This is a genomic window from Micromonospora peucetia, from assembly GCF_900091625.1.
Lineage (GTDB): Bacteria > Actinomycetota > Actinomycetes > Mycobacteriales > Micromonosporaceae > Micromonospora > Micromonospora peucetia.
Map to the genome: position 1 here is coordinate 2,281,596 of NZ_FMIC01000002.1, position 12,874 is coordinate 2,294,469.

Sequence of the window (12,874 nt, forward strand, 5' to 3'; positions counted from 1 at the left end):
CGAGCCCCGGTCGATCGCTGGTGGATCGACCGGGACTCGTCGTTGAAGCCGGGTCAGGCGAGGTCGAACCGGTCGAGCTCCATGACCTTGGTCCAGGCTGCGACGAAGTCGGCCACGAACCTGTCGCGCGCGTCCTGGCTGGCGTAGACCTCCGCGACGGCCCGGAGTTGGGAGTTGGAGCCGAAGATGAGGTCGACCGCGGTGGCGGTCCACTTCACCTCATCGGTGGCCAGGTCCCGGATCTCGTACACGTGCTCGTCGGACTCCGACACCTTCCACCGGGTGCCCGGGGAGAGCAGGTTGGCGAAGAAGTCGTTGGTGAGCACGCCGGGCCGGTCGGTGAGGACGCCGTGCTGCGTACCGCCGAAGTTGGCCCCGAGGGAGCGCAGGCCGCCGATGAGGACGGTCATCTCGGGCGCGGTCAGGTTGAGCATGTAGGCACGGTCGAGGAGCAGCACCTCCGGCTGGGTCTTCTCGCCGGGACGAAGGTAGTTGCGGAACCCGTCGGCGCGCGGCTCGAGGACCCGGAAGGACTCGACGTCGGTCTGCTCCCGAGTGGCGTCGGTGCGGCCCGGGTGGAACGGCACGGTCACCTCGACGCCGGCATCGCGCGCCGCCTGCTCGACGGCGGCCGAGCCGGCCAGCACGATCAGGTCCGCGAGCGAGATCTTCGCGCCGCCGGCCTCGTTGAACTCCCGCCGTACGCCCTCGAGGGTCTCCAGGACCGTGGCGAGCTGCTCGGGCTGGTTGACCTCCCAGCTGCGCTGCGGCTCGAGACGGATCCGCGCGCCGTTGGCGCCGCCGCGCTTGTCGGTGGACCGGTAGCTGGCGGCCGAGGCCCAGGCGGTGGAGACCAGCTGGGCGGTCGGGATGCCGGAGTTCAGGACCGTCGCCTTGAGGGCGGCGACGTCCGCGTCACCCACGAGCTCGTGGTCGACGGCCGGCACCGGGTCCTGCCACAGCTGGGCCTCCGGGACCCACGGCCCGAGGAAACGGCTGATCGGACCCATGTCGCGGTGCAGCAGCTTGTACCAGGCCTTGGCGAACGCCAGCGCGAACTCGTCGGGGTTCTCCAGGAATCGGCGTGAGATCTTCTCGTACGCCGGGTCGACGCGCAGCGACAGGTCGGTCGTGAGCATCGTCGGCTTGTGCTTCTTCGACGGGTCGTGGGCGTCCGGGATGATCGCCTCGGCGTCCTTGGCGACCCACTGCTTCGCGCCGCCGGGGCTCGTGGCGAGCTCCCATTCGTAGCCGAAGAGGATCTCGAAGAAGCGGTTGCTCCACTGCGTCGGCACGTCGGTCCACGTCACCTCGAGACCGCTGGTGATCGTGTCCCCGCCCTTGCCGCTGCCGTGGGTGCTAAGCCAGCCCAGGCCCTGCGCCTCCAGCGGGGCGGCCTCGGGCTCGGGGCCCACGTGGTCGTCGGCGATGCCGGCGCCGTGGGTCTTGCCGAAGGTGTGGCCACCGGCGATGAGGGCGACGGTCTCCTCGTCGTTCATCGCCATCCGGGCGAAGGTCTCGCGGATGAAGTGTGCCGCCGCGGCCGGGTCCGCGTTGCCGCGGGGGCCCTCCGGGTTGACGTAGATGAGACCCATCTCGGTCGCCCCGACGCCGGCCGACATCTCCTTCTCGGTGACGTAGCGCTCGTCGCCGAGCCAGGCGTCCTCCGGGCCCCAGAAGATCTCCTCGGGCTCCCAGACGTCCTCCCGGCCGAAGCTGAAGCCGAAGGTCTTGAAGCCCATCGACTCCAGGGCGACGTTGCCGGCGAGCACGAGCAGGTCGGCCCACGAGATCTGCTGGCCGTACTTCTGCTTGACCGGCCACAGCAGCCGGCGGGCCTTGTCGAGGTTGGCGTTGTCCGGCCAGCTGTTGAGCGGGGCGAACCGCTGACCACCGTCGCCGGCGCCGCCGCGACCGTCCTGTATGCGGTAGGTGCCAGCGGCGTGCCAGCTCATCCGGATCATCAGGCCGCCGTAGTGCCCGAAGTCGGCCGGCCACCAGTCCTGCGAGGTGGTGAGAACCTTGACGATGTCCTGCTTGAGGGCATCGACGTCGAGCTTGGCGAACTCCCTGGCGTAGCTGAAGTCCGCTCCGAGCGGGTTGCCCTTGGACGAGTGGGCATGCAGCACCGAGAGGTCGATCTGGTTGGGCCACCAGTCCCGGTTGGTGTGCGGACGACCTCCGGTCTTCGGCGTCGGCGAGTCGATCGCCGGGTTCTCGCTCTCGCTGCCGTGCGCGGTCACGGAGTCGTGCGCGACGGGGCAGCCGGCCGCCGCCTTCTTGTCCACACCCTGCGCGCTGGAGGGTGCGTTGTCCTGAGCGTCGCTCATCTGCTTCCTTCCGAACTGGCGGATCACTGGGATGTGCGTTCGGTCGCACAGCCGGGGCAGGTGCCCCAGTAGACGACCTCCGCCTCGTCGACCACGAAGCCGTGGTCGTCGACGGCGGTGAGACAGGGAGCATGGCCGACGGCGCAGTCGACGTCGGCGATCGCGCCGCAGGAGCGGCACACGACATGGTGGTGGTTGTCCCCCACCCGGGACTCGTACCGGGCGGTCGCACCGGCAGGCTGGATGCGCCGCACCAGACCGGCGTCGGTCAGCGCCCGCAACACGTCGTACACCGCCTGGTGGGAGACGGTGGGCTGAGCCGCCCGTACCAGCGCGATCACCGTGTCGGTGTCGACGTGCGGATGGTCGCGCAGGGCTGCGAGCACCGCCAACCGGGGCCGGGTCACCCGCAACGAGACCGCTCGCAGCTGAGTCTCGAAGTCGGACGTCATCTGGTGAATATAGGGCACTCTTCTGGAATGAATCCAGTTTTCTTGAGATCCAACTCGCACTTCTTCGACGCGGACCTGGCCGTCGAGCTGGCAGGGTAGGGCCGGGCGGCCGGATCGCGGTCGACAGGCGATGGTGGGCGGCTGCACGGTGTCGGTGCCGTGCGACGTTCCGGCCCCGGCGTCACGCGCTGCCTAGTGCGTCCTGCACCCCGGTCTCGCGGCGGCCGAGGTGGACCGGGTCACGACCGGACAGGAGATCCACGGCGGCCTTCACGCAGGCGCCGTACTCGCGGGTGGAGCTGATCCGCCACGTCCTGTCGTACTGCCGGGCCGTCTCGTCGCCGACCCCGCTGGCATCCACGCCGAGCCGCCGGCACACAGTCACGGCGCGGGGCAGGTGAAAGGACTGGGTCACCACCGTCGCCCGGTCCACCCCGAAGACCCGCTTCGCGCGGGCGCACGAGTCGTACGTGTCGAAGCCCGCGTGGTCCAGCACCACCCTCTCCGCCGGCACGCCGTTGTCGACCAGCCAGCGCCGCATCGCGCCCGGCTCGTCGTAGTCCGGGTTCATGTTGTCGCCGGAGAGCAGGATCGCGCGCACCTTGCCGGCGGCGAGCAGCCGCTGGGCGATCTCCAGGCGGGCGGTGAGGAACGGCGAGGGGGTCCCGTCGGGATGGACCTTGGTGCCCAGCACCAGGGCGACCGGGGCCTCGGGGACGTCCTGTTCGGCGAAGATGTGCCCCTGCGCGCCGCTGCGGATCCACTGCACGCTGGCCACGGCGCCACCGGTCAGAAGCACCGCGCCGACGACGGCCGCGACGACGGCGCGGCGCAGCCAGCGCGTACGCCTGCCGCCGGCTGGGCGCGGCCTTCGGACCAGATTGGAGAATCGACCACGCATGGGGGCAAGTATCCCCGGGTGGACGTCGACCAGCCGGCCCACCCGCTCAGCCGGCGCCGAAGCAGACGAAGGCGGCAGCGGTGGCATGGGCGGCACCGCCACCACCGGCGGTGTCGAACGTGCGCTGGGCTTCGGCGAGCGCCACCGCCGGTGGAGCACCGGCGCGCATCCGCCGGTGCAGGTCCAGCATCAGCGCGGTGGTCAGGTCGCCCGGGACCGGCAACACGGTGGCGATCAGGCTGCGGGCACCGAGGGCCAGCAGCACGGCGGTGAAGCCCATCACCTCGTCGCCCGGCCGGACCCCGGAGAGGCCGGAGTCGCAGGCGGAGAGCACCACGCAGCCCGGTGGGCGGGTCAGCCGCTCCAACTCGTACGCGGTCAACGGCCCGTCGGCCAGCTCCAGCGTGGAGAAGAGGGGGTTGTCGGCGCGGAAGGTGCCGTGTGCGGCGATGTGTGCCAGCCCGGTCCCGTTCAGTGCGTCGGTGACCGCGTCGGCGGTGGCACCGCAACCGGTCAGCGGGCGGGAGCCGGGCAGGGCCGCGCCGAGCTGGCGTACCTCGGTCTCGGCGGCAGGCAGCCGGGGCCCGGCCACCAGCACCGGCGGGCCGGCCGGGACGATCCGACCGACGGCGCGCAGCCAGACCGTCGCCGAGGGCGCCACCGTCACCGGCCGGCCGGCGCAGGTCGGCAGGCCCGACCAGGGTACGGCGTGCAGCGCGCCGATCGGGACGATCACCAGTGGCCGGTCGCCCAGCAGCCGGCGTACCGGGTCGAAGAGCTGCTGGTCCAGCGCGGTGGTGGCGAACTCGACGCCGGCCCGGGCACTTGCCGAGTCGCCGGTGGTGACCAGCCGGCGCAGCCCGAACCGGTGCAGGCGGGCCCGACCCAGCGCCTCGTCGAGTGGGCCGAGGTCGTGCAGGCTGGTCCGGCCGTCGCGGACCAGCACCGCCCGCAGCCGTGGCCCGTGCGCCACCAGCTCCAGCAGCACGGCGTCACCGAGCGCGGTGGCGAGGGCGTGCACCGCGGGCGGTGCCACCAGGCCGCCACCGTCCACTGCCCGGGCTCCACCGTCCACTCCCCGGGCCAGTTCCCGGATGCGCTGTTCGAGCCGACCCTGGCTGCGCCGCAGCGCGTGCACCGGGTGGCCGGCGAGCAACGCGTCCTCCAGGGCGGTGCTGACCATCCGTAGCTCGGCCAGGGCGGTGGCCAGCTCGGGGTCCTGCGGCGGCTGCACCGCGCGCATCCGCAGGGCGTTCGCCCGCCAGCGCTCCGCCCAGGCCAGCACCTGGGCGGGCGTGCCGGTGCGGACGGCGATGTCCAGCCCTTCGGCGGCCAGTTCGTGCCCGTACGCCCCGCTGTGTGCCCGTAGTTCGGTGGCACCCAGGGAGGCCCGGTGGCCGTCGAGCACCGCCAGTCCCCGGCGCAGGGCCCGGGTCGCACCCCGCGGGTCACCGTCGAGCCGGCGGCGCAGGGCGAGCGCGTACCAGCCCTGGGCCCGGTGGGGTGCGGTGCCCCGGCGGTGCGCGCGGGCCGCCACCGCCAGCAGTTCGGCCGCCCGGGCGGGCCGGCCCAACGCCTCGGCCAGCCGGGCGGCCTCGATCCGGGTGGTCAGTGCCGGCGAGGGCCAGCCGGTGGCGTCGAGCTGATCCGCGGTTCGCACCATGGCGGTGAGCAGGGCCGCCGACCGGGTGCCCCGGGAAAACTCGGCGCGCAGCTCGACGTGCCGGGCGAAGGCGGCCCAGATGCGGCGGCCCTGGCGGCGGAAGCGGGCCCGGGCCGAGGCGGCGGCCCCGGTGGCGGTGTCCAGGTCACCGGCGAGCAGCGCCGCCCGGGCCCGGGCCAACAGCGCCTCGGCGAGATCCGAGGCCATGCCCCGCCGCCGTAGCTCCGTCACGGCGGAGGTGGCCACCTCGACCGCCTCGTCGACCAGCGGCACCGAGAGCAGCAGTTCGAACCGGTCCAACAGCAGCGCCGGCCGGGGCACCGACAGCCGGCGGTACTCGTCATCGACGGTGGCGAAGCCGCGCAGCGCGCCCGCGACGTCGCCGCGTTGGCCGGCGGCTATGCCGATGTTCCAGCGGGCGTCGGCGGCGGCCAGGTCGAGCCCGAGCCGACTGAAGATGGCCGCGGAGCGGAACAGGTCGTCGTCGGCGTCCCGGCTGGTGCCCCGGTGGGCGTTGAGCAGCCCGCGGTTGTTGCGCGCCCGCGCCTCCAGCAGCAGGTCGCCCTCGCGTTGGGCGATCTCCACCGCGATGTCGTAGTCCCGGACCGCCTCGTCGAACCGTCCCCGGTAGTGCAGCACGACGCCCCGTTGCATCCGGGCCCGGCCGGCGTCGGCGCCGGTCAGTCGGGGCAGTGCCAGGGTCACCGCGCGTAGCGCCGCAACGGTGCGTCCGGCGTTGGCCAGGACGTACCCGAGGCTCATCTGGGCCAGCGCCCGCACCCGGGGCGTACCGGCGATCCGCACCGCCCGGCGCAGGTGTCGCAGGGCACCCGGCAGGTCGTTGAGTTCCCGCAGGGCCAGCCCGATGGCGCGTTCGGCGGTGGACCGCTCGTCGGCGTCGGGGTGACCGGCGGCGAGGACCCGCCGGCCGATCGCGATCGCCTCGCGCGGGTAGCGCTGAACGGCGTCGAGTGCGGTCTGGGCCGTGACGGCACCGGAAACGGCGCTGTCGGCCATGCCAGGAAGAATCCCGCAATCGCGCTCCCCGGTCAATCGCGTCGTGTCGAGGTGTGTCAGGAATCAGTCGCCTGAGCGACTAACAATTGACATCGGACTATCCTTTGAAAGAATCGTCCGGTGCCTCGGATAGCGCTTCCGTAGCTGCCCCGGCCCGTCGCCGACCACGCATCTCCGACCGCCTGGAGGACCGGTGCCCGTTGACGACTCCTTCGCCTCCGGCCCGCCCGCCGGGTTGTCCCGCCGGCAGATCATGGCCTGGTCCGCCCTGGCCGCCGCGGCGACACCGTTCGGTCTCGCCGGGCGAGGCGGCCCGGCCGCCGCCGGCGAGTCGCCCGACGCGACCTACCAGCGGGTCTTTCTGGAGGCCCTGGCCGCCGACCCCAACCTGCGCCGGTACGCCGTCACCGGCCGGGAGTTCCTCTACCGGCCCCGGCAACTCCTGGTGGCCCGCCCGGACGTGCAGCGGGTCATGAGTCGGCTGCGCAGCTACGGCCATCCGGCCACCGAGGGTGTCGGCTTCGCCGGTGTCGCCCGGCTCGTCTTCGCTGCCGAGACCGACGTCCCGTCGGTGGTGACCAAGCTCCGCGACCCGCAGCAGTGGCCCGGGCAGCCGGCTCCCGTGGTCCAGCCGCACCACGTCCTGCTCGGCTTCGGCAACATCATGGGCAACCCTGGCGGTCCGCCCCGGGTCGCCGGTGCTCTGCCGGCGCCGGATCCGGCGCGCGCCGGTGAGGGCGCGGGAGTGACGGTGGGGATCTGTGACACCGGAATCTGGCGGCAGGCCGGTTCCTTCCACCCGCAGTGGCTGGCCGGCAGCTACCTTCCCGAGGCCGACGACGAGGACGCGGTCTACGTCGGTGCGGACGTGCTGGCGCTCCAGGGCGGCCACGGCACCTTCGTCGCCGGAGTGGTCCGGCAGGCCGCGCCGGGCGTACGTTTCGATCCCGAGGCCGCACTGAACGCCACCGGCGTCGGTGACGAGGAGATGCTGGTCGCCGCCCTTGGTCGGCTCGCGCCGCAGGCGTCGGTCATCAACCTCTCGCTGGGCTACTTCACCCAGGACGATCAACCTCCGCTGCCCCTGGTCAACGCGCTGGCCGGGCTGCCCGGCCGAGCTGTGGTGGCATCGGCGGGCAATGCCGGCAACAGCCGGCGGGCCTGGCCGGCCGCCCTGGACCGGGTCCTGGCGGTGGGCGCGGTGAGTGCCGGGTCCACCGGCCCGGTACCGGCGCCGTACAGCAGTTACGGGCCGTGGGTGGACGCCTGTGCCCTGGGCAGTCGGACCAGCACCTACGTCAGGGGCCGGCTCCAGTTGCCAGGCCAACCGACGCGGTACTTCGACGGCTTCGCCGCCTGGGTCGGCACCTCGTTCGCCACCGGCCACGTCGCCGGCCGGCTGGCCGCGCTGATGACCAGCGCCGGGCTCAGCGCCGAGGCAGCCCATGCCGCGCTGGTCGCCGGCCCTCGCTGGCATCCCCACTACGGCGTACTCGTCGCGTGAGGTCGGCGTCGGCGGGCAGGGGAGTGTCCCGATGAGCGAGCGCAGGGTGGTCGGGCTGGTCGCCGCCGCCTCCACCGGTGACGAACTGGCGTGGGGTGAGTTGGTCCGCCGCTACACCCCCCTGGTGCTCTCGGTGATCCGGTCCTACGGGCTCGACCAGGTCGACGCGGCGGACGTGAACCAGACCGTCTGGCTGCGTGTGGTGGAGCACCTGGGACGGCTGCGGGAGTCTGACGCCCTGCCCGCCTGGCTGATCACCACCACCCGACGGGAGTGTTACCGGCTGCTTCGCCTTGGCCGGCGGACCCAGCCGTTCGACCCGTACGACGACTCGGTCGACGGGCACGTCGGCGCCTTTCTGCTGGTGGATCCGGTCACCCCGGACGAGGACCTGCTGTCCGCCGAGCGGCAGCAGGCGCTGCGGGAGGCGTTCGCGCAGTTGCCGCCGCGCTGCCGGGAACTGCTCGCCCTGCTGATGACCGATCCGCCGTCCAGCTACCGCGAGATCGGTACGCGGCTGGGCATGCCGGTGGGCAGTGTCGGCCCGACCCAGGCCCGGTGCCTGCACAAGCTGCGGAACTGTCCGGCACTCGCCCCTTTCGTCAGGGCACACCCCGGTAACGACGGGAGCGGAGGTGACCGCGATGGAGCTGTGGCCGCCAGCCGCTGACGACGCACTGCTGGCCGAGTTGCGGGCCGCCCTGCGGGACCCGGGCCCGGTGCCCGAGGAATTCCTGGCCGCAGCCCTGGCCGCGTTCAGCTGGCGGACCGTCGACGCCGAGCTGGCGGTCGCCGCGCTGACCTTCGACTCGGCCTGTGACCTGGAGCCGGCCGGTCTCACCCGGTCCACCGGCTCGGCCCGCACGCTGACGTTCCGCACCGGTCCGGTCGTGGTCGAGATCGAGGTGACCCCGGCCGGCATCGTCGGACAGCTCGCACCGGCACGAGGTGGCCGGGTCACCGCCCGGACCCCCGCCGGCCGGTACGAGGAGGTGCCGGTGGACGCGGTCGGCTTCTTCTCGATGGGGTCACCGCCTGCCGGCCCGGTCCAGCTCTGCGCCCGCACCGCTGAGTACGCGGTGGCGACCGCCTGGGTCAGTCTGCGCTGAGCGGGACACCTGGCAGGCCGGGGCGGCTGGCCATCGACTACCGAGCAGTGCCGGGAGGGTGCACCGATCCGACCGGGCGGGGTGCCGGTGACACCGACCGGACAGACGGGAAACGGAGGTCGCGGCGTCGTCCGCGACCTCCGTCCACACCCCTTCAGGATGGCTACTTGCGCTGGTCCACCGTGATGTCGTACCGCACGCCGCCGAGGTCGGCCCGGGCGGCGCCGGTGGTGTCCGGGCCGATCTGGGTCACGTTGACGGCGATCTTCTCCCGGGTCGGCACAGCCGCCGTGAAGTTGAGCGAGAAGGCGATCCGCTCACCGGGATTCAGCTCGAGGTTGTCCAGACTGGCCTGGCCGATGTCGACGATCTCGACCTGGTTACGGCCTACCTCGCGGACACCCTTGCCGGCCTTGCCACCCTTGGCCCAGCGCTCGAACAGGTTCGGCCCGAGGTCGGCGACGAGCCGGCCACCGGCGGTCTGGAAGGGTGCCCCGGTCTGGCTGAACACCACGCTGCTGCGGGCCGCCCGGGTCAGCGTGTTGCCGATGGCGAACGGCCGGGTCTGCACCAGGCCGCCGGCGACCAGCGCCACCGAGTCGACGTTGCGCCAGGCGATGTTGTTGTTGTTCCGGGTGTTGACGCCGATGTCCGGTCCCTCGAAGGTCATCGGGTCGTTCGGGGAGACCCAACGGGCCAGCAGGCAGAAGTGACCCGGGCCGGGCACGTTGTCCCACGGGATGGTCACCGAGGTGACGCCCGGATAGACCGGCACCGCCATCCACCCGATCTGCGTCCACGCGCCCGGCCAGGCCGCCCCGCCACCGGGCGTGGTCCGGTAGACCTCGATCGCGCCCTCCTCCATGACGCTGTCGCCGTACGGGCCGGGGTTACGCAGCTTGACGAAGATGTAGTTCCGCTGACCGACGATCGGGTTCTGGCTGGTCGGGCACTCGACGGCGGTGGGGCAGACCTTGATGTCCGGGCTCTGCCAGAGCGGGTTGAGCGAGTGCGGCTGAAGCCCCACGTCGGTGGGCGTGTCCTGCATGTACACGTCGACTGCGGCGGCGTTGGTGGCGCCGCCCGCGCGGCTGTCCGCCGGGCCGGCCAGTGGTGCGGCACCGGCCGCGGTGACAGACAACAGCGTCGCCAGCGCCGCGCCGGTGAGCAGGGCGAGCGTCGAACGACGCGCTCTTCCTGCGAGTCTGGTAGACACATTTCCTCCCGATGATGGGGGATCGCCGTCTGCCCCGAGGTGGTGGCGTGGGCGGGTGGACATCATTACGGAGACCGATCGGCGGAGGTAAATACGTTTGCCGCCGCCGGGTGATGTCAGATGGCGGGAGTTGGCATCAAGCCGGCGAAAGCCGCGCACTGGGTCGGGTCGCGACCACCACGGTGTCCAACGCGTCGACTGTGCCGTCCGGGGTGCGTACCGGTCGATGGGCGGTCTCGGCCCGGCGGACCCGCAGGCCGGGAAGTTCGGCGACGACGACGTCGGGCGTCTGGAGGATGGCGGGATCCTGGGGGCCGCCGGTGCCGGCGGTGAGATTGGCCAGGTCGTGGCCGACCAGAACGAACGATCCACCGGGGCGTACGGCGGTGGCCGCCCGCCGCAGGACGGCCGCCAGGTCAGGTCGGGGCAGGTGCAGATAGGCGATGAGGACCAGGTCGTAGGCGCCGGCCTCGGGCTGGTGGGCGGTGACATCGGCGACCTGCCAGTCGACGTCGACGCCACGCTTTCGGGCGAGTTCCTGACCACGCCGTACCGCCGTGGCGGAGAAGTCGACGGCGGTGACCCGCCACCCGCGCTCGGCCAGCCAGACGGCGTTGCGACCTTCGCCAGCCGCCAGGTCGAGCGCTCGGCCCGGCGGCAGGTCGGCGGTCTCCGCCACGACGAACCGGTTCGGATCGGCGGTCCAGACCAGGTCAGGGGCGTTGGCATACCGGGCGTCCCAGTCGGCGCTGTCCACGAGCGAGATCCCTTCAGTGGTAGCTGGCGCCCCCCGGGCCATCATCCACGGGCTCTTTGGGTGGGCGGGGTGATTCGGGTTCAGTTGCCGGCGGGGGCGGCAGGTTGCGAACAGGTTGCCTTGTGCACGGCCATCCCGGCGGCGGTCCCCGTCGTGGCCACGGGGAACGCCAGCAGCAGGATGATCGCGGCGGCGCCGAGCAGGTGTCGTGCCGTCGATCTGGGTGGGGCGGGGGCGAGGAGCCGGCGCACCCGGTCGACGGAGGGCGCGCCGGCGCCGAGGGCGTGACCGGGGGTGTTGCCGGCGAGCCGGACGATGGCGGCCGCCACGGTGTGCCGGCCGTGGCGGGCGCCCGCCCGATCGTCGGCGAGGTGCTCGACGAGGCGCCGGACCTCGTCCTCGGCGGCGCGGGCCAGGGGCAGCCCGGGCAGGGCCCGGTGGAAGGCCGCCGCCACGGCCACGAGCAGGTGGTGACGACCGCGCAGGTGGGCGCGTTCGTGTCGCAGCACGGCGTCGAGCTGCTGCGGGGTGAGCGTGTCGAGCGCACCGCGGGTGACGACGACGTGCCCTGGTCTGCCGGGTAGGCAGTAGACCATCGGCGTGGCGTGCTCCACCAGGGTGCACCCGTCGGTGGGCCCTGGACTGGCCACCGGGGACAGGGCCGCCAGGTGTTGCCGGCGCCACCGTCGGGCCGCGCGGACGGTGGCGACCGCGCCGATCGTGAGGCGGGTGGCGAGTGCGGCGGTGGCGGCCAGAGCGAGCACGGCGAGGGTCTCGTCGGGAGCGCCGAGCCGGGTCAGTGCGCGGGCGCAGGCGCCGATGATGCCGTCGAGCCCGGCGGCGAGCGCGGCGGGCGGCACGGCAGCGAGCAGCCCGGCGCCCAGGACGGCTCCGGTCGCCGAAACCAGTGCGCCGAGCCAGAGGCCGATCGCGACGCGGGGGACGGCCCGACTCCAGGACCGGGCGGTGACGGCGCGTGGCACCGTGACGGCGACGGCGGTCGCCCAGGCGAGCAGGAGAAGACTGGTCACGCCGGCTCCTCCCGGTCGTGCAGGATGGCGCGCAGCAGGGCGGCCTCGTCGGGACTCATGGCGTCCACGAACCGGGCGAGCGCGGCGTGCTGGTCGGCGGCGGAGGACAGCGCGTCGGCCATCACCTGGCTGACGTGTTCTTCCCGGCCGACCCGAGGCCGGTACCGGTAGGCACGGCCGGCCAGGTCGCGCTCCGCCCAGCCCTTACGGTGCAGATTGTCCAGAACGGTCATCACCGTCGTGTAGGCCAGGCCCCTGCCGGTCAGGGAGTCGACCATCTGCCGGACGGTCAGCGGCTCGTCGGCCGCCCAGAGCCGGTTCATCACCTCGGATTCCAGGGGACCGAGGGAGCGTTCCGCGCCACGGTCACGACGCCCGGGCCTGATCACCGCTCGACCCTACCGCCCGCCACCGCGGGCAACGGGCACTGCCGTTCGCCGAGTATCCGGCGGCGCAGCGCCCAGCCGAGCAGCACGATCGAGACGATGGCGAGCAGCGGCTGGGCCGGCGCGAACCAGGTCATCGCGCCGCTCGTTCCGAGGGCGAGCAGCACCAGCTTGTTGCAGACCGGGCAGCCCACGGCCAGCAACGACAGCACGCCGCCGACCGTGCCCACCCGCCGCTCCGCCCGGGGGGACCGCGTCGCGTCTCCAGGCCTGACGTAGGTGGCCAGCAGCAGACCCGACAGCACCGCGGTGGCGATCAGGACCGGCCAGGCCCACCACGTCACCGGAACGCTGCGGCCGAACAGCGGGGTGTCGATCAGGTCGGTCGGCACGGCGATCAGCACTGTGGTGGCCGCGGCGCCGACCGCCGCAGCGAGCAGTCGGCGCGGGGTCCAGGTCCGCATGGTGGCCCTCCTCATCTTCGTACGAAGACGATAGTACTAGGCTC

The 12,874-nt window shown here is 72.8% G+C and carries 12 protein-coding genes; 3 read left to right on the forward strand and 9 right to left on the reverse strand.

Annotated elements, in window-relative coordinates; all coding sequences use genetic code 11:
• Positions 1-53: 53 nt before the first annotated feature.
• The 4 genes from katG to GA0070608_RS10705 form a co-directional block, all read right to left on the reverse strand.
• Positions 54-2,330, reverse strand: coding sequence for a catalase/peroxidase HPI (gene katG / locus GA0070608_RS10690; RefSeq protein ID WP_091626018.1), 2,277 nt, complete (start codon positions 2,328-2,330; stop codon positions 54-56).
• Positions 2,331-2,353: 23 nt separating this feature from the next.
• The gene (locus GA0070608_RS10695; protein ID WP_091626025.1) at positions 2,354-2,782 is read right to left on the reverse strand and encodes a Fur family transcriptional regulator; all 429 of its coding nucleotides are present in this window, start codon (positions 2,780-2,782) and stop codon (positions 2,354-2,356) included.
• Between the two features lie 181 nt (positions 2,783-2,963).
• Positions 2,964-3,683 carry a SanA/YdcF family protein gene (locus GA0070608_RS10700; RefSeq protein ID WP_091626032.1) on the reverse strand — a complete coding sequence of 240 codons (720 nt, stop codon included), beginning with the start codon at positions 3,681-3,683 and terminating at the stop codon, positions 2,964-2,966.
• A 46-nt stretch (positions 3,684-3,729) separates the two neighbouring features.
• Positions 3,730-6,363: a CHAT domain-containing protein gene (locus GA0070608_RS10705; RefSeq protein ID WP_091626035.1), complete on the reverse strand. Its 2,634-nt coding sequence runs from the start codon at positions 6,361-6,363 to the stop codon at positions 3,730-3,732.
• Positions 6,364-6,556: 193 nt separating this feature from the next.
• Here GA0070608_RS10705 and GA0070608_RS10710 point away from each other — a divergent pair, with 193 nt between their 5' ends.
• From GA0070608_RS10710 to GA0070608_RS10720, 3 genes are read left to right on the forward strand one after another with little or no spacing between them, the layout of a single operon-like run.
• On the forward strand, positions 6,557-7,867 hold the full coding sequence (locus GA0070608_RS10710) for a S8 family peptidase (RefSeq protein ID WP_245715763.1): 1,311 nt from the start codon (positions 6,557-6,559) through the stop codon (positions 7,865-7,867).
• Between the two features lie 31 nt (positions 7,868-7,898).
• Positions 7,899-8,537 (forward strand): RNA polymerase sigma factor, encoded by a 639-nt coding sequence (locus tag GA0070608_RS10715; protein ID WP_091626038.1) that lies wholly within the window; start codon positions 7,899-7,901, stop codon positions 8,535-8,537.
• Positions 8,512-8,976 carry a hypothetical protein gene (locus tag GA0070608_RS10720; RefSeq protein WP_091634837.1) on the forward strand — a complete coding sequence of 155 codons (465 nt, stop codon included), beginning with the start codon at positions 8,512-8,514 and terminating at the stop codon, positions 8,974-8,976. Before GA0070608_RS10715 ends, GA0070608_RS10720 begins: the two co-directional genes overlap by 26 nt.
• A gap of 163 nt (positions 8,977-9,139) precedes the next feature.
• Here the strand turns inward: GA0070608_RS10720 and GA0070608_RS10725 are convergent, their stop codons facing one another.
• The 5 genes from GA0070608_RS10725 to GA0070608_RS10745 form a co-directional block, all read right to left on the reverse strand.
• Positions 9,140-10,192: a hypothetical protein gene (locus GA0070608_RS10725; RefSeq protein WP_141719441.1), complete on the reverse strand. Its 1,053-nt coding sequence runs from the start codon at positions 10,190-10,192 to the stop codon at positions 9,140-9,142.
• A 136-nt stretch (positions 10,193-10,328) separates the two neighbouring features.
• On the reverse strand, positions 10,329-10,949 hold the full coding sequence (locus GA0070608_RS10730; RefSeq protein WP_091626047.1) for a class I SAM-dependent methyltransferase: 621 nt from the start codon (positions 10,947-10,949) through the stop codon (positions 10,329-10,331).
• Between the two features lie 80 nt (positions 10,950-11,029).
• The gene (locus tag GA0070608_RS10735; protein ID WP_091626050.1) at positions 11,030-11,980 is read right to left on the reverse strand and encodes a M56 family metallopeptidase; all 951 of its coding nucleotides are present in this window, start codon (positions 11,978-11,980) and stop codon (positions 11,030-11,032) included.
• Entirely contained in the window at positions 11,977-12,369 is a 393-nt protein-coding gene (locus GA0070608_RS10740) for a BlaI/MecI/CopY family transcriptional regulator (RefSeq protein WP_091626054.1), read from the reverse strand. The genes GA0070608_RS10735 and GA0070608_RS10740 overlap by 4 nt, the downstream gene beginning before the upstream one ends.
• Positions 12,366-12,830, reverse strand: coding sequence for a hypothetical protein (locus tag GA0070608_RS10745; protein ID WP_176733684.1), 465 nt, complete (start codon positions 12,828-12,830; stop codon positions 12,366-12,368). Before GA0070608_RS10745 ends, GA0070608_RS10740 begins: the two co-directional genes overlap by 4 nt.
• Between the last annotated feature and the right edge of the window lie 44 nt (positions 12,831-12,874).

Bases quoted from the DNA above. Each gene is read 5' to 3' on its own strand.
- katG (WP_091626018.1), bottom strand. From the start codon at position 2,330: ATGAGCGACGCTCAGGACAACGCACCCTCCAGCGCGCAGGGTGTGGAC.
- GA0070608_RS10695 (WP_091626025.1), bottom strand. From the start codon at position 2,782: ATGACGTCCGACTTCGAGACTCAGCTGCGAGCGGTCTCGTTGCGGGTG.
- GA0070608_RS10700 (WP_091626032.1), bottom strand. From the start codon at position 3,683: ATGCGTGGTCGATTCTCCAATCTGGTCCGAAGGCCGCGCCCAGCCGGC.
- GA0070608_RS10705 (WP_091626035.1), bottom strand. From the start codon at position 6,363: ATGGCCGACAGCGCCGTTTCCGGTGCCGTCACGGCCCAGACCGCACTC.
- GA0070608_RS10715 (WP_091626038.1), top strand. From the start codon at position 7,899: ATGAGCGAGCGCAGGGTGGTCGGGCTGGTCGCCGCCGCCTCCACCGGT.
- GA0070608_RS10720 (WP_091634837.1), top strand. From the start codon at position 8,512: ATGGAGCTGTGGCCGCCAGCCGCTGACGACGCACTGCTGGCCGAGTTG.
- GA0070608_RS10745 (WP_176733684.1), bottom strand. From the start codon at position 12,830: ATGCGGACCTGGACCCCGCGCCGACTGCTCGCTGCGGCGGTCGGCGCC.